The 16,305-nt window shown below is 60.5% G+C and carries 13 protein-coding genes, 1 tRNA gene and 1 pseudogene; 7 read left to right on the top strand and 8 right to left on the bottom strand.

Annotated features, from left to right (window positions below; genetic code table 11):
* Positions 1 to 453: 453 nt before the first annotated feature.
* The 4 genes from ACWF6P_RS28545 to ACWF6P_RS28530 form a co-directional block, all read right to left on the bottom strand.
* Positions 454 to 1,254 (bottom strand): hypothetical protein, encoded by an 801-nt coding sequence (locus ACWF6P_RS28545; RefSeq protein ID WP_452623286.1) that lies wholly within the window; start codon positions 1,252 to 1,254, stop codon positions 454 to 456.
* A 1,598-nt stretch (positions 1,255 to 2,852) separates the two neighbouring features.
* Positions 2,853 to 3,758, bottom strand: a complete 906-nt coding sequence (locus ACWF6P_RS28540) for a tyrosine-type recombinase/integrase (RefSeq protein ID WP_452623285.1) — start codon at positions 3,756 to 3,758, stop codon at positions 2,853 to 2,855.
* 542 nt (positions 3,759 to 4,300) lie between these two features.
* Complete coding sequence (locus tag ACWF6P_RS28535) at positions 4,301 to 5,479, bottom strand: acyl-CoA dehydrogenase family protein (protein WP_452623284.1); 1,179 nt, start codon at positions 5,477 to 5,479, stop codon at positions 4,301 to 4,303.
* Positions 5,480 to 5,573: 94 nt separating this feature from the next.
* Positions 5,574 to 7,391, bottom strand: a complete 1,818-nt coding sequence (locus ACWF6P_RS28530) for an ABC transporter ATP-binding protein (protein WP_452623305.1) — start codon at positions 7,389 to 7,391, stop codon at positions 5,574 to 5,576.
* Between the two features lie 105 nt (positions 7,392 to 7,496).
* Here ACWF6P_RS28530 and ACWF6P_RS28525 point away from each other — a divergent pair, with 105 nt between their 5' ends.
* The gene (locus tag ACWF6P_RS28525; protein ID WP_452623283.1) at positions 7,497 to 7,958 is read left to right on the top strand and encodes a MarR family winged helix-turn-helix transcriptional regulator; all 462 of its coding nucleotides are present in this window, start codon (positions 7,497 to 7,499) and stop codon (positions 7,956 to 7,958) included.
* Between the two features lie 4 nt (positions 7,959 to 7,962).
* Here the strand turns inward: ACWF6P_RS28525 and ssb are convergent, their stop codons facing one another.
* Positions 7,963 to 8,385, bottom strand: a complete 423-nt coding sequence (gene ssb, locus ACWF6P_RS28520) for a single-stranded DNA-binding protein (protein WP_452623282.1) — start codon at positions 8,383 to 8,385, stop codon at positions 7,963 to 7,965.
* A 182-nt stretch (positions 8,386 to 8,567) separates the two neighbouring features.
* Positions 8,568 to 10,703 (bottom strand): cytochrome c oxidase assembly protein, encoded by a 2,136-nt coding sequence (locus tag ACWF6P_RS28515; RefSeq protein WP_452623281.1) that lies wholly within the window; start codon positions 10,701 to 10,703, stop codon positions 8,568 to 8,570.
* A gap of 97 nt (positions 10,704 to 10,800) precedes the next feature.
* Here ACWF6P_RS28515 and ACWF6P_RS28510 point away from each other — a divergent pair.
* From ACWF6P_RS28510 to ACWF6P_RS28490, 5 genes and pseudogenes are all read left to right on the top strand, one after another.
* Positions 10,801 to 10,876, top strand: a tRNA-Arg gene (locus ACWF6P_RS28510).
* 119 nt (positions 10,877 to 10,995) lie between these two features.
* Positions 10,996 to 11,154 carry a hypothetical protein gene (locus ACWF6P_RS28505; RefSeq protein WP_003945304.1) on the top strand — a complete coding sequence of 53 codons (159 nt, stop codon included), beginning with the start codon at positions 10,996 to 10,998 and terminating at the stop codon, positions 11,152 to 11,154.
* Between the two features lie 26 nt (positions 11,155 to 11,180).
* Positions 11,181 to 11,504, top strand: coding sequence for a hypothetical protein (locus tag ACWF6P_RS28500; RefSeq protein WP_452623280.1), 324 nt, complete (start codon positions 11,181 to 11,183; stop codon positions 11,502 to 11,504).
* A gap of 29 nt (positions 11,505 to 11,533) precedes the next feature.
* A pseudogene (locus ACWF6P_RS28495) lies at positions 11,534 to 11,854 on the top strand (DUF6226 family protein); the annotation flags it as partial.
* Between the two features lie 58 nt (positions 11,855 to 11,912).
* Positions 11,913 to 12,152 carry a DUF6226 family protein gene (locus ACWF6P_RS28490; RefSeq protein WP_452623304.1) on the top strand — a complete coding sequence of 80 codons (240 nt, stop codon included), beginning with the start codon at positions 11,913 to 11,915 and terminating at the stop codon, positions 12,150 to 12,152.
* Positions 12,153 to 12,174: 22 nt separating this feature from the next.
* On the opposite strand, the gene ACWF6P_RS28485 is transcribed toward ACWF6P_RS28490, so the two are convergent.
* Complete coding sequence (locus ACWF6P_RS28485; RefSeq protein ID WP_452623279.1) at positions 12,175 to 12,444, bottom strand: putative quinol monooxygenase; 270 nt, start codon at positions 12,442 to 12,444, stop codon at positions 12,175 to 12,177.
* A 226-nt stretch (positions 12,445 to 12,670) separates the two neighbouring features.
* On the opposite strand from ACWF6P_RS28485, the gene ACWF6P_RS28480 reads away from it, so the two are divergent.
* Positions 12,671 to 14,848, top strand: a complete 2,178-nt coding sequence (locus ACWF6P_RS28480; protein ID WP_452623278.1) for a glutamine synthetase III family protein — start codon at positions 12,671 to 12,673, stop codon at positions 14,846 to 14,848.
* Between the two features lie 84 nt (positions 14,849 to 14,932).
* Here ACWF6P_RS28480 and ACWF6P_RS28475 read toward each other — a convergent pair whose 3' ends face one another.
* The gene (locus ACWF6P_RS28475) at positions 14,933 to 16,267 is read right to left on the bottom strand and encodes a DUF4185 domain-containing protein (protein ID WP_452623277.1); all 1,335 of its coding nucleotides are present in this window, start codon (positions 16,265 to 16,267) and stop codon (positions 14,933 to 14,935) included.
* Positions 16,268 to 16,305: the final 38 nt, after the last annotated feature.

The raw sequence follows: 16,305 nt of genomic DNA, 5'->3' as shown, positions 1-16,305 counted from the left end.
AAGCTTCAATGCTCACCACAGGCTCATCTGGCATTCGAGAGGGGGGCGCAACGTGGCCAAACGCAAGGTAGACCCCCTGCCCGTCGTCTGTAAAACTGAAATGATTGACAACCTGAGGGGTTTCGAAGGTATCGGCTGGCCAAGTAACCCCGACCTCAATTTCCCCTTGCTGACGCTCCGCCACAGCACACCTTTCGAAGACATTGATTGGACTCAGGTCCCATCATCCACCATCGCCGTCGTGCAGACCGTAGCAGTCCCACGAGCGATGTGGGACCGCATATTCGGAATGTTGTCAGTCTGTCAGAGACTTTGGCTGCTTCATGATGGTCAACTCGGCGTCTGGTGCATCTTTCCAGCGGTACGCCCAGCGCCCATCAGCGAGTTTTACAGTGCCGGGTTGGCCGGCGTCGGGGTCAGGTTCGAAAGCCATAACCCAATCATCTCAGGCCGTCACACGATCCTGAGTGATGCACCTGCCGAAACAGTCGTAGCAAAGGTACTTACCCTCTGCACCTGACATTTGACCAGATCGCCGGCCGCCAACGCCATACCCGTTGTCGCCACCATACGAACGTCGTACGCGGGTGCTGTCGGCCCAGTATGGACAACACTGCCGTTCACGAGGAAACGCAGGGCCATCGGCGAGCCCGAGCTGATGACCGCTGCCGCTGTCAGTATTGCGTTCGGGTGCGCCGCTGGGACGATAATCGCGTTGCCGCTCAATGTTGTGCCCGAATCAGCAGCAATAGGCATATCGGTCCAGCCATCACCAGGCGTGTAATTCGCGCTCACCGTTCCCCCAAGTGCTACCGAATCGCCGCTGGACATGTTGAGTCGAGTAGTCGTGGCTTTGACGCTGACGGGATACGATGTCGAGGCGGACCAATATCGCAAAGTGATGGCGTCACCCATAGCGACCGTGAATGTCGCAGATCCTGTGATCAATGAGGCACCGTTGTACGGCACAGTCATTGTGAACGTATCGCCAACTTGCACACCGTTTTTGAACACTGCAGCGTTGCCTGTGGTGCCACCACTAGACGCCAGTTGTATAGAGAACCCGACCCGCACAACTCCGGCGAAACCACTAATGAGAGCGTCAGCGGTCACAATAGATCCAGGCAAATTGATGTTCGGCCCCATTCCGGTGACGAGTGCAGCCGTGGCTGAGGTGATGTTCGAGTCAGCAGTTTTGATCATGCCGACTGGCGCGAATGTCAAACCGTTTCCACGAACGAAAATGTGTGGCATTAGGCAAGGCCCTTCAACTCAGCAGTCACGCCCTTACCTGGAGTCGTACCAACACCAGTGACATTGATCGTCAGGAAGTCGCCAGCCGCAAACGCCCACGTACCTGTCGATGTGCCGCCCGCAACCTGATTCGCTGCAGCGATCGTAGTAGAAGTACCAGACACCGCCGAACCATTCTTACGAACCTCAACCACCAAGTTCCCTGAAGCATCTGCAGTCTCGCAATGGAATAGCACCTCGGAGAAGGTCACTGCTCGCCGCAGTTTGACCCCCGCGGGCACATCCCCGAGGCCTGTTGCCCGGTTTCCGGATTGCGCCACAAACGTGATGTCGTAGGGACTCGTTCCTACAGTCGGTGTGCGAGTGTCTGCCAGGCGCGAATCATTGCCCGCAGCCGCCGTCGAACCTGTCGTACCAATCGCCAAACTCGACGTACCGGCACCAATCGCCGAACGCACCGTCGCGGCATCCGCAGCCTTCAACTCACTTCGACCGATAGCAGTCGCATCCACAATGTCAGCCGAAGACGTAGTCACCGCCCCGGTACGCCCATTCACAGACGACACCGGAGATAGCGGATATACCTTCTCCGACCATGAAGACAACGAGGACGCAGGCTCACCAATCAGTTGCCACTCAGTGCCCGTATCAGTTCGGTTGCAGGTCAGTTGAGACTTGTATCGGATCCGATAATTCCAATCGGCATGTTGACATCACACTCATGCGCCTCATGGCGTCCATGGCGCTTTTCATCTCTTCAAGATCGTCACCTGGTCGCCCAACCACTTGTTGTGGGCCCTTAGTTACTAATGGATCTTGTTAAGTAATGGTTCTTGTTTGTACCCCAAATTTGCCACCCCCTGGGGTCGTGAATTTGCCACCCCAGGGGGTCGTGAATTTGCCACCCCATCCTCGCTGTATGCCGAACCTATGCCGACGCGGTAACAGTTCATACCGAGCAATACCGCGCCGACCTGCCACGATAACCACATGTAACGGCGCTACACGTGCGTTACAGGCTCCGTTACATCTCCATCGGGTCCAAGTAGGGTCTACTGAGACTCTCAATAATTCGCCACGGGCCTGCCTGCGACGGCCCTTTGCGACAACTTGCAACAGACTGCCGCAACAACATGTCCCATGGGGACATATGCGGGGACTCCCCGAGGATCCTCACCGGGACAAAAACACCATCACCACAGTTAGACGCGGAATCCCGCAGCCAAACTCGCGGAATCCCACAGCCAAACTCACACCACACAGTTGGCCTAACGCCGGCGAAAACAACTTTCGCACTACCGCGAAAGTATTTCCCGGAGACGGGAAGATTCCCGGTGCCGGGCAGCTTCCAAGCGCCTGCTGTGGCAAAGCGCTAGCACCCGCTACGAATTCAGGCAGTCGCGAGACGGTCGCGACACCATCGCGAGACAGCCGGGAATGGATTCGATGCTCCCTTGTTCCCTTGTTCCTGCAGTGAGGCCTCAGTAAGCACTCCGTGAGGATTCAGTGAGGATTCAGTGAGGACTACACCTTCGCTGGTAGGGAGCGGTTTATGGGACCGAGTAGGTCAGTCACTTAGTTCAATGCAATCTCTGCACTCAAAGCAGACCATCGAACACAGCGCGGGTCTTCTCGTCCTCCCCTGGCCACAGGTGTGAATAAACCGCCAACGTCACCATTGGCGATGCATGACCCAACCTCTGCTGAACCGTCGTCACCGATGCACCAGATGCGATCAATGCAGACGCAAAGAAGTGCCGCAATGAATGCCATGAGTGGTTCTCCACGCCAGCCTTTGCCGCGACACCACGCCATATTTTCGCCATGTGTGCCGAAGACCACTGGCCACCCTGAGCAGCCCGGAACAACGGCTCGTGCAGTGCGTAGTCGTGACAGTCGAGATGCGCTCGAAGTGCGTTCAGCGTGGATTCAGGCAATGGGATCGTGCGCCGGGACTGCTCGGTTTTCAACCTTCGCCAACCGAATGCTGTGTGGTGACCGTCGGCCTGCTCGGTGACATCAACAACCTGACGTTCGAAGTCGATCGATCGAACGCGCAAGCCTGCCAGTTCGCCGGCGCGCAGACCGCTCGTGGTACCCAGTTCGAGCATCGTGGAGAATTGATCCTCCGATTCAGCAATCAGCGCTCGAATCTGTTGAATCCTCAAAACCTGGTGTGGTTCGATGGCTTGGTTTGCGGTTCCCTTACGTCGCACCGACGTGACGGGATTCCGAACAATCTGGCCTTGGGCGACAGCATCGTTGAAGATTGCAGATAGGGTTCCCATAAGCGTACGGATCGAACTATTCGAGAGCGGCTTACCGTCAGCCCAAGGGCGGCCGTCTGCGAGTACGGTTCGCCAGTCCCGAACATTCTCAACGGTGATGTCCGCGAGCTTCCTGAATTCGAGGTCTCCAAGGTTCGCTGCCAGGTGGGTACGCACTCCCCTGGTCGATTCTGTGGCGGACTGCTCGATGTGCGATGCGAGGACCTTGCTAAGCATTTGGTTGTCTGTACGAGTGCCTGTCGGACTCAGGCCCTCTCGCTCTTTAATCCAGTCGCGGGCGTCCTTCTGCTTTGCGAAGCTTTTCGAGATCTCTCTGCCGCCGACTCGCGTGCGCGCAATGTACCGCGGCGGTTTCCCTTCCGCGTACGTACGGCGCTGTATCGATCCCATCCGAGGAGTGTATCGGGTGCGGGGGACTCCCACATATCCCCCGACCGAAGCCGACTTCACATGCCGCAACTGCCGGAAACAACTGCGCACAAAGACAGCAGATTTGAGGGTTTATATGGCCCTATGGCGTCTACCATTGACAATGGCGAGACAATGCGCTCCAGGGTCTACAATGACCATTGTGTAAATGAACTCAGCCATGACCGCCATGACTATCGGTGTTTGTCCTATAACCCACATTGCGCGTTGGCGCTCACACCGATGCGGGTTCTGCGGACAGTCCGAGGTCATCGACCAGATTCGTCGACATGCTTCGCGACCCCCACCAAAACCGCGATGGGGCGACCGCCGAGTGTCCCCCGGACGGCTCAGATCATTGCCCGGTGGATGCCCTTCGGTTCGCCGCCGAGCTCCGAGAGCGTCGACGAATGGAAAATGGAACCGGGCACGTGAATCGCATGCGCCAGACCAGCATGAGCATCACGCCAGAACCGCTGCATCGGCGTGCTCAACTGCAAAGCGCCACCACCGGAACGAGCAAAGATCTCATCCACCGCCCGCACCGCACGCCACGCAGCAGCAGTCTGCGTACGCCGACCGATCGCACGAAGCTCGAACGAAACCTCCTGCCCCTTCTCCGTCATGTCCCAGAAACGATCCACCGTCTCCAAAATCGCAGCCCGAGAAGCAGCGATCTCGGCAGCCGCCTCACCAATCGCGAAGAGCACATACGGATCTTCCTTGATCGGAACACCACTGACCGTCACCCGCTCACGCTGCGCCGCCATGTTGCACGCCAACGCACCCTCCGCGATACCGATCAACGACGAGGTGATACCGAGCGGGAAGATGCACGAGAACGGGAACTTGTACAACGTCTCCGTACGGCCCGCTTCCTTCCATGCCGTTCCGTCGAAAACCTTTCCCGCATCAAGAGTGCGGTAGGTGGGCAGGAACGCGTCCTTGACGATCAGATCCTTCGAACCGGTTCCGCGCAGCCCCACGACGTTCCAGCTGTCCTGGTCGATGTCGTAATCCGAGCGCGGCAACAGCACGTGCAGAATCTTCGGCGGCATCAGCGGCTTACCGGTCTCGTCACCGACCATCGCACCGATCATGATCCAGTCACAATGATCGGTTCCCGAGGAGAACGACCAGCGCCCGTTGAGGATGTACCCACCCTCGACCGGCCGCGCGACACCCATCGGCGCGTACGGCGACGCCATCCACGTATCGGGATCGGTTCCCCAGACCTCTTCCTGAGCCTTGCGGTCGAAGAACGCGAGCTCCCACGGGTGGACGCCGACGATGCCGCTGACCCAGCCGGTGGCACCGTCCATCGCGCCGATAGCCATTGCGGTCTCGGCGAATTCACGCGGATGTGCCTCGAGGCCGCCGAACTCCTTCGGCTGGAACATCCGGATGACACCGGAGTCGCGCAGTCGCTTCGCGCTGCCGTCCGTCAAGCGCATCAGCTTGTCGCCCTCGACTCCGTCGGCGCGGATCTCGTCGGCGAACTGTGAAATGTTGTCCAGAACCTGACCCATGATCTTTCCGCCTCCACTGATAGTCGATCAACGACTACTAAAGTAGAACACGTTCTAGAAACTTGCGGAAGTGAATGCTCGACATTTCTTGCACTCAGACGGTCTGCAGTTCCGACGGGAGTTCGACTGCGTCGCTACCCGAAGCCGCAAGAAGCTGCGCGTACCGCCCGCCTTGCTGCACCAGTTCGTCGTGGGTGCCCTTTTCCACAACCACACCCTGGTCGAGGACCGCAATGAGGTCCGCATCCCGAACCGTGGAAAGCCTGTGCGCTACAACAAGAGTGGTACGTCCGACCATCAGTTCGTCGAGTGCGTCCTGCAGCGCACGTTCGGTGCGGTTGTCCAGGGCGCTCGTCGCCTCGTCGAGGACGAGGATCGGCGGATTCCGCAGAACTGTGCGCGCGATCGCGATGCGCTGTTTCTCACCACCGGAGAATCTGTAGCCGCGCTCGCCGACCATGGTGTCGTAACCATCGTCGAGACCGGAGATGAACTCGTGGATCTGCGCGATGCGTGCCGCCTGCTCGATCTCGGCGTCGGTGGCGTCGGGTTTCGCGAACCGGAGGTTCTCGCGAATCGTCGTGTGGAAGAGGTATGTCTCCTGCGACACCACGCCCACCAGGTCGGAGACCGTCGCCAGATCGAGGTCCCGCAGATCGACGTCGTCGATCCTCACCGATCCCGCCGTCGGGTCGTACAGACGTGCGGCCAAATATCCGAGAGTGGTCTTGCCCGAGCCGGTAGAACCGACCAGCGCCAAGGTTCCGCCCGCCGGGACCGTGAGGTCGATGTTGTCCAGAGTCTTGCTGTCGGTTCCCGGGTACGAGAAGTCGACGTGGTCGAACCGAAGTTCACCGGACATCTTCGTGCGGTCGAAACTCTTCGACTCCTCCGGATCCGCGATGTCGATCGGCAGATCCAGGTACTCGAACACGCGGCTGAACAGAGCCATGGAACTCTGCACCTCGACGCCCGTGTTGAGCAGCATCATGGTGGGGCGGAACAATTGTGTTTGCAGCGTGGTGAAGGCGACGAGGGTACCGACGGTGATGGTGTTGCCGTGATCGAGAGTGAAACCGGCAAACCAGTAGACCAATGCAGGCATGGCCGCGAAGGTGATCGACATGGTCGCCATGCGCCACTTGCCGGCCATCATGGCCCGGAGTTCGACGTCTGCGACTTCCGCTGAGCGCTCGGTGAATCGATCCGTCAGGGCCGACTTCGCGCCGGTCGTCTTGCCGAGGAGAATGCCACTGACGGAAAGGGATTCCTCTACCTGGACCGACAGATCACTGAGCAGCTTCTGCCGCTTGCCTGAGATCTTTCGACGCTCGTCGCCGATCTTGCGTGCGATACGGATGAACACCGGCAAGATCGCCAGCGAGAAGATGGCGAGCCGCCAATCCAGAAGGAACAGAGCAACAATCGTGGCCGCCACTGTCGTTGCGTTCTGCGCGATGGACGTTGCCGTATTGGTGACCACCGACTGCATACCGCCGATGTCGTTGGCAATGCGCGACTGAACTTCTCCGGTTCGGGTTCGAGCGAAGAACCCGAGGGACTGATTCTGCAGGTGCGAGTAGACCCGCACGCGGAGTTGGTGCATCAGTTTCTGGCCGATGCTGTTGGACATCCAGGTTTGCGCCACGCCGAGACAGCTCGTGATCACGGCAATGGCGATCATGCCGATGGCAAGAATGCTGACAAGTCCGAGGTTCTTGTCCGGAATCGCCTTGTCGAGCATTTCGCGTAGGAGCAGCGGACTACCCAACGCGACGATCGCGCTGAGTGTGATGACCGCGGTGACGATGGCGATCTGAGTTCGATACGGCGCGAACAGTCCGAGTACGCGCTTTGCCGGTACAGATTCCGCCGGAGTGATCTCGACAGCGGTTCGTTCGATGTTTCGCATGTGATCTGGTTTCACGTTTACCTCCTGGAGGCTTTCTCACCCTAGTTTCATATTGATGAGGTTACCTCACTATGAGGCTGACACCAACAACGCTAGACTGGCGCCATGCATTCCCGAGAGCGCGAACTCACCGATGTCGTGATGTCCGTGGCACGGCTCATCCGCCGACGCCAGGTGGCAGCGCTGGAACCATTCGGCCTCTCGCCGTCGCAAAGCCGAGCGCTGCGAGTGCTGACCCGAGTGGGCGAACCGGTTCGACTCGGTTTTCTTGCCGAGCGATTGCGCATAGTTCCGCGGTCGGCGACCGACGTCGTGGATTCCCTCCAAGATGCCGGATGGGTGCGCCGCACTCCCGACCCGAACGATCGGCGAGCAGTGCTGCTCGAGTTGACCGACGCCGGCGTTGCCCTGGCTGCGGACGTCGCGAAAGCTCAGCGACGCGAGTCCTCGGATGTGTTCGACGACCTCGACGAGTCGGAGCGAGCAACTCTCACAGAACTCCTCGAGCGAGTGGACGCGGGGCACGATTGCTCTCGGCCCCGCGACTGCCCGAAACCCTCGGTCTGAGTCCTCACGCAGCGACAGTGTCGACCGCATCCTCCGTGTTCTCCGTGTTCTCCGCCGACGTCGGCTTGCTCTGACGCTCGATCTTCGAGATGCAACGAGCAAGGTCGGCGCCTACGGCCGTCGCCCGCAGCTCGAGATCGGAACGAGGCACACCCTCCTTGGTCGTGTACTCGTTGGTGCGCAACTCCCCCGCCACCATTACCGGATCACCCTTCATGATCGAAGCGCCGACGCCGGTGACCAACCGTCGCCAGCAGCTGACCGTGAGATACAGGGTCGCTCCGTCCGTCCACTCCCCCGTCACAGCGTCTTTGCGACGTGTGTTGCTCGCCATCCGAAAGCTCAGCACCTCTTCACCATTGGTGCTCTGCCGCTTCACCGGATTGGTGATGACGGTTCCGACAACGGTTGCATGCGTTTCGTACATGTCCGATCCCCCTTCGAACTCCAGAACCCGCCAACTGCCACGGGGCCGATCATTGCGTCGGCAGCTTCGATTGTGGAACGGCAAAGGCCGTAGAGCGAGAGATCGATTTCGACCTGTGTACAGGCGGGACAACTGTGGAGAAACAGCACTGCCCGGACCGAATGGCCCGGGCAGTGTCGGAGCTAAGTGCTAGTGGAGGATTCGTCGGATTCCTTCTCGCTGGGCGCCCCGTCGGCAGTGTCCTCGCCGGCAGTCTCCGCATCAGCAGCCTCACGGGGTTTCCACCCTTCGCGGTCTCGCCTGGCCAATTCGGCGAACATCGCGTTGTGTGCGGCGAGGTCGGCGTCGTGGTCGCGTTCAGCCGCGCGGTCGGTTCGGCGCGCCGTCCTGCCGTCACTGCGCGACCACTGAACCAGAAGCGCGAGCATGACAACCATGAGCGGGATCTCGCCGGTCGCCCAGGCGATACTGCCGCCCAACTGCTGATCGCCGATCAGGTCGTCGTTCCAGCCCAGGCCGAGCGAACGGAAGTACGCACCGCCCATCACAGCGGTGGTGCTCATCAATGCCACACCGAAGAACGCGTGGAACGGAAGTGAACCGAAGACCATCGCCAGCTTGGTCACCGGCTGCAATTGACGCGGTGACGGGTCGATTCCGATCGCCACCCAGTAGAAGAGATAGCCGCTGAGGATGAAGTGCAGATTCATCAGCAGGTGAGCACTGTGCGAGTCGACCGTCGCGCCGTAGATTCCGCCGAGGTAGAGCGCGTAGAAGCCGCCGACAAAGAGAACTGCCGCCACGATCGGGTGGGTGATGAAGCGCGAGAACGGGCTGTGCAGCGCCGTCAGGATCCACTCTCGAATGCCTGGGACACCGTCCTTGCCTGCCGGATCTAGTGCTCGCAGAGCCAAGGTGATCGGCGCACCCAGAACAAGCAGGACAGGGCCCAACATCGACAGCGCCATGTGCGCACCCATGTGAACGCTGAAGACTGCCGGCGCATACTTGCCGACGCCCGAAGACGTGGCGATCAAGAGCACCGCGCAACCGCTCATCCAGGCGATGGTTCGGCCGACGGGCCAGGAATCTCCACGCTTGGCCAACTTACGCAGACCGATGCCGTACAGAATCGCCGCAGCAACGGCAGCGGTGCCGAACATGAGGTCGAATCGCCAATCCGTCACGAACGCCATGAACGACGGCGGGTCCGGAAGGTTGTAACCGAGTTCGACCTCGGGGATCGAGGGAATCGAGAGCGGCGGGGGCGGCGGAGTACGACCGAGGCCGATCGCAAGACCGATGGTCGCCGCCATCACGATGCCCTCCGCGCCGGCAAACCGAATCAGAGCAGAGCGGCTCTTCGGGTTCTCGGCCAGTGCCGGCAGCGCCCGACTCCGCTGGGCCCAGCCGAAGAACCCGAGGATGATCAGTGCAACGGTTTTGGCGACGATCAAGCGGCCATACGTCGTGGTGAACACGTCGTCGAGAGGCAGACGGACAATCGCATTGATGACGCCGCTGAATCCCATGACGACGAAGCAGATGGATGCGACCGTCGAAAAGCGTCGGGCGGCGACGTCGGTGTAATCGCCACCGCGTCGGGCGTGTGCCAATAGCGCGAACAGGCCGCCTGCCCAGAGCGAAGCCGCCACGAGGTGCAGGATCAGGCTGTTGGTGGCGATGTCATGCGAGCCGCCCGAAGACGAGTGACCGGTGAGAGCGAGCGGCATCAGTCCGAGGAGACCGATCAGCAGTAGGAGCGGAGTCCACCACCAGCGCAGTGTCAGTCGGGCCAGGATCGCCAGAACAACCGCGATGATCGCCGTCCAACGCCAGGCGCCGGCGATCTCGACCTGATCGAGTCCCGACCACAGGTTCGCCGGTTTGATCGCTTCGGCAAACGGTTGACCCGACGTGTCAGAGAGCGTCAGAGGCACCATCATGAACGAACAGATCGCCCACACGATCGCGGCGTGCGACGCGGTTCGGACTGCTCGATAACCGTCGACGTCGAGGACGCCCGACTTCTGCGGCGGCACGAAGAACGCGGCCAGCAGCAGTGACCCGATCGCAATGACCGCGGCGATCTCCCCCAGTGCCCGCATCGCGGGCAGGCCGTACGTGGTGATCGGGCCTGGATCCGGGATGCCCAGAAGAGTCAGTGCCTGCGACGCGGAGAATCCCACCACAATGGCTGCGGTGAGCCCTGCGATGAGTCCACTGACCACGAATATGGCGGTCGAAGAAGCGGGTGCACCGCTGTGCGGAGTGGACTCCGGTGGGGAATCTGTCGGCGCGAGGTCGGGTGTAGCCATACCTCAAGGGTAGGACCTTCGCGAACCGACTACGACAACGCGTCGGAGTTGGGCGGCGCGCGTCACATCCCGAACGCTCGAGTATGATGTTCCACGCGCCTCCGTAGCTCAGGGGATAGAGCAAGAGCCTTCTAATCTCTTGGTCGCAGGTTCGAATCCTGCCGGGGGCACCACAAGATTTGCATCACGGATGGTCACACTGCGTCGATGATCGACCTCCACGCAGAGCGATCGCGATACGGTCCAAAACGTAGGCCACAATTCGTGAGTCGCCCGCAGTAATCTGCGTCGCATGAAGAAGGCACTTCCGAAGACGCTGAAGTCACTCGCCCGGACCGTTGGAATCCTGGCACTCGCGATCGTCGTGGTATCCGTCGTCGAGCGGTTCACCGGCGCACACCAACCGACTACCGGTCCCGCATCGTTGACCGGGCCCGACCAATCGTTGTAGCCCTTCCCTTGTGACAGGGTCGACACATGACGTTCGAGGAACAGGACGAGTCGACAGGTGAATGCCGTCCGATCGCAGATGATGGGCCATTCACCCTGGAAGTCGATGGAGAAATCTTCACGGTGACGGTCCGCCCCGGGGAGCCGGGCGCGTCCGACTACGACTGGAAATCGGGGCCGAACGAGGGGTACGGATTTTCCAGTTTTCAGCGTGTTTCCTACTACAGTGTTCTCGACCGAGCGAACAGCCCATCCAACGAAATTCAGCCCGAGACCATCGAGGAACACCGCGCGTCGATCCGCGACTTCCTCAGCAAGATCAACCCGGAGACCGGATACATCGGCGACTGATTGTCGGGGCTGCTTGTAATGTCGCCGTCATGGATACGGGCCCGCCGACGCCGTGGTGGGAGACTTACAACAACAATGTCCTCTCCACCCAGGAAAATGGCTGGAGTGGAGCCGATTCCACGCTCTCTCGAGAATTGTGCGACCTACTCGATGACGTCGCTGCCGCATTCGCCATCACGGGTGCGCTGACGCCTGGCTGGCCGGACCCGTACAGCGGCGATTCCCAACCCGGCAAGGACTCGTACGAGCGTTGTACCGATCCGGAGAAGTTCCTGATCGTGGTGGCAAGAGCTCGAGCGTGGACAAAGGTCCTCGTCGATCGCGGCTGGGCACGAGAAGCACCGCCCGTGCGGTGGGCGCTCCGTTCCTTGGAATCCGGCGGGGCCGGCACCGTTTTGGAACCTTCGAGTGACGTGCGACGGATGCGACAGGGGGTCCGCGGCACTGCTCGAAGAATTCGACACGTGGGTGCTATCGGTGGTCGACGGCTCTCTCGCAGTCGACGTCACGGCCGCCTGTTATTCGATTCGAACTTCTCTTCACGGCGGAAGGCACGGGGTGCAGTACCTCGACGAACCCACTGCTTTCACTGCGGCACCGTGGCCCCGACATCGGACGGCACGCTCGCTCGTGCCTGAATGTTGGTAGGCACTGAGGTCTGACCTTGCCGCTACAGAACCTTCGTGAAGATCTGCGCCGGCGCTGCCGTCTCGAGCTGGTCCAGCGCCGCGACCAACCTGACGAAGTGCTCGGTACGGGTGTGGGCGTCGAGGTGCTCTTGCGATTCCCACTCCTCTGCAAGGACTAGTTCACACGGATTGTCGGTGCGCTGCAATAACTCGTAGTTGATGCAGCCGAGTTCTTTTCGGGTCTCGGTGACAAGTTCGTCGTACAACCGAAGCACTTCCGCGAGATCGCCCTGCTCCACCGTGGTTGGCACCAAAACCCTGATCACAAAGACTCTCCGATTCGATTGTCCCGCATTAGTTCCTCCGCTGGAAGTCTGCCGTAGACCTCCGACAGTTCGACATTTCCGTTGTGACTCGAAGTTTGCGGACAGGCGCAATATCTACGAAACACCCCCGATACCGGAGGTTCGTAGGGTTTGCCGAAGTCGGGCTCGCAATCAGCAGCGCAGCCCTGGGCCCGGGCGAGGGGTAGAGCACATGAGTGGAAATGCAGTTCGCTTGCAAGCGATCAAGGACGTCGAGGCCTACACACCTCCGGTGGTCAGTTTCACGACCGAAGAAACGCCTGGTGAAGTGTTCGGAGCCAACGTCTTCAACAAGGTGGTCATGCAGAAGCGACTGCCCAAGCTCGTCTACAAGTCGGTAATGGCGACGATCGAACAAGGCAAGCCGCTCGATCCCATGGTCGCCGACGCGGTCGCGTCCGCGATGAAGGACTGGGCACTGGAGAAGGGCGCGACCCACTACGCCCACGTCTTCTATCCGCTGACGGGTTTGACGGCCGAGAAGCACGACAGCTTCCTCGAACCGGTCGGCGACGGCAGCGCGTTGGCGGAGTTCGCCGGCAAGACCTTGATCCAAGGTGAACCAGACGCTTCGAGTTTCCCGAACGGCGGGCTGCGCAACACGTTCGAGGCTCGCGGTTACACCGGCTGGGATGTCACGAGCCCGGCCTACGTTCTCGAAAACCCCAACGGCAACACACTGTGTATCCCGACAGTGTTCGTCTCGATGACTGGCGAAGCGCTCGACCACAAGACTCCCCTCCTCCGTTCACAGCAGGCAATGGGTTACCACGCCGAACGAATCCTGAAGTTGTTCGGCCACACCGACCCCGAGCACATCGTGTCGTTCTGTGGACCCGAGCAGGAGTACTTCCTGATCGATCGACACTTCTTCCTCGCCCGCCCCGACCTCCTCAACGCCGGCCGAACACTCTTCGGCGCAAAGCCGCCCAAGGGCCAGGAGTTCGACGACCACTACTTCGGGGCGATTCCGGAACGTGTGCTCGGATTCATGATGGACACCGAGCGCGAGCTGTTCAAACTTGGAATCCCCGCCAAGACGCGGCACAACGAGGTTGCGCCCGGTCAGTTCGAAATCGCCCCGATGTTCGAACGCGGGAACATTGCCGCCGACCACCAGCAGTTGCTGATGACCACCTTCAAAACCATCGCCAAGAAGCACGGCATGGAGTGCCTCTTCCACGAGAAGCCGTTCGAAGGTGTCAACGGCTCCGGCAAGCACGTGAACTTCTCGTTGGGCAACTCCGAACTCGGCAGTTTGCTTGTCCCCGGAGATAATCCGCATGACAATGCCCAGTTCCTGGTCTTCTGCGCCGCTGTCATCCGGGCCGTTCACAAGTACGCGGGACTCCTCCGTGCTTCGGTCGCATCGGCCACCAACGATCACCGTCTCGGCGCCAACGAGGCTCCCCCGGCGATCATCTCGATCTTCCTCGGCGATCAGCTTGCCGACGTCTTCGAGCAGATTGCCAAGGGTGCCGCGACGTCGTCGAAGGACAAGGGCACCATGATGATCGGCGCCGACACCCTTCCTGTCCTGCCGACCGACCCGGGCGACCGCAACCGCACCAGCCCATTTGCCTTCACCGGCAACCGTTTCGAGTTCCGCGCGCCGGGATCCATGCAAACAGTCAACGGTCCGATGGTCACCATCAACACGATCATGGCCGAGGCTCTCGATTACATGGCCACCGAACTGGAGGCGGCAGTCGCCGACGGCGCCGATTTCGACACCGCCGTCCAGAATCTGCTCACCGAAATCATCACCAACCACGGTGCGGTTGTCTTCAACGGCGACGGCTACTCCGAGAACTGGCAGATCGAGGCGGAGTCTCGCGGTCTGCCGAACCTTCGCACGACGCTGGACGCCCTGCCCGAACTGATCACCGAGTCCTCGATGGAACTCTTCGAGAAGTACAAGGTTTTCAACCACCGAGAGATGCACAGCCGCTACGAGGTCGGACTCGAACAGTACGCACTGAGCATCGGCGTCGAGGCACGCCTTGCCGCCGAAATCGGTACGACGCTTATCCTTCCGGCAGCAGTGCGCCACCAGACGGAAGTTGCTCAAAACTTCGTCGCGTTGAAGTCCGCCGGCCTCGAACCGGATTCTGTTCCACTCGAAGAAGTGTCGGCGCCCGTCGCGGCCCTGCGAACTGCGCTCACTGCCCTGCGCGCCGCCATCGACGCCGACGCCGGCGAGTCACCATTCGACCAGGCCAAGCACGCACAGGACTCACTCCTGCCCGCAATGGCCGAGGTTCGCGTCGCTGCCGACTTCCTCGAAACCATCGTCGCCGACGATCACTGGCCACTCCCGACGTATCAGGAAATGCTCTTCATTCTCTGAGCATCACCCGAATATCACTACCCACAGAACTATGGCCTGCAACTCGATCGAGTTGCAGGCCATAGTTGTCGAACGCTGTTCGGGCTAGCGGTCTTCCGGCATCGTGACTTCGAGGACGCGAGCCTCACCGGTGGTTGCGGGGTCCGGACGATCGCGCGAATCCGACGACGCCATCTGGAGCCCGTTCAAATCGGTCCGCATGTAGATGACGTTGTAACGGTCCCACGTGGTGGCGACGAATTCGAGGAACTGTCCGCTCGCCCAGGGGTGCATGAATCCGCCGTACAACGCGGGCAACGTGATTCCGCTCAACAGGGTCTGCGTACCGCTCCACGGGCCTTGCGGTTGATCGGCCTGGCGGATCACGAGGTTGCCCTCGGCGCTGGTGTACATCGCGACGTACTTGTTCAGGTAGTCGTTCCACTGCACTGCGAGCTCACTGACCGGCGCCTTGATGACCTGAACGGCATCGGTATCTCGCGGGCTCCACCCGGAGCCGTCCCAGTATTCGTAGGCGCCGAGGTTTCTGATGTCGGCGCCGGCCACTCGCGCCAGGATCGCCTTGCCGAAACGACCGGAGGGAGTTCCGTATTCGTAAATGTAGCCGTCCCGACCGTCGAGGAAGGCGCTCTGCTGGAAGTTGGAATTGATCGGCGATACTGCCGGAATCCCCGGGATACCGAGTCCTTCGGTATTGGCGCGAACCGTCGCCGGATCGAGTTCCCAGTTCTCACCGTTGTCCGTGGAGGAAGCCAGAGCCGAGTAGTTGGTGGTCCAGGCTCCGGGTTCGTCCCACGACCGAACGGACATGAATCTGATGTATTGCACTCCGCCGTAAGAGATCCCAGCGGTCGGGATGGTGGTGAACTCGCCCGGGATACCGAATCCCGGAATGATCTCCTTGGAATGATTGGGGCCGTCCAGCGGAGAACTGTCGATCTTCATACCGTCGGCGATGGCGGTGTCATTGCTACGGAAGAGAACGTTGCTGCGCCAGTCGTCGCCCGGGGTGTCGCAATCACCCACCGTATCGCCGAATGCCATCAGCACGTCGTGATCCGGCCCCGAAAGGCCGTTGTCCCACATGATTCCGAGGTCGGTTCCCGACACGTTGAACCGCTCGATGGTGTTGTTGGGACTGCCTGGGCCAGTGACCATTTCTATCGCCTTGGTGCGACCGGTCAGCACCGGTAGAGCGCCGTTGGGTGCGCCGGTGATCCAGGGCAGAGCGTTGGCGAGAGATCCCGTACCAGCTGAACCATTGTCGAGTGAACCGGTCAGCGAGCCGAGCGAACCTGTCATCGATCCGGCGGAACCGCTTCCGCCCGAACCACACGGTCCACCGATCGCCGAAGCAGACGGTGCCCCGGCAATCGTCGCGGCAATCGTGACAACGCCTATCGACAACATCGCCGACATGGAGTGTTTTTTACGCACATGCAGCCTCTCTGATCGTT

It is taken from the genome of Rhodococcus sp. NPDC055024 (genome assembly GCF_053608585.1).
This window is presented reverse-complemented; position numbering and strand designations above follow the sequence as displayed.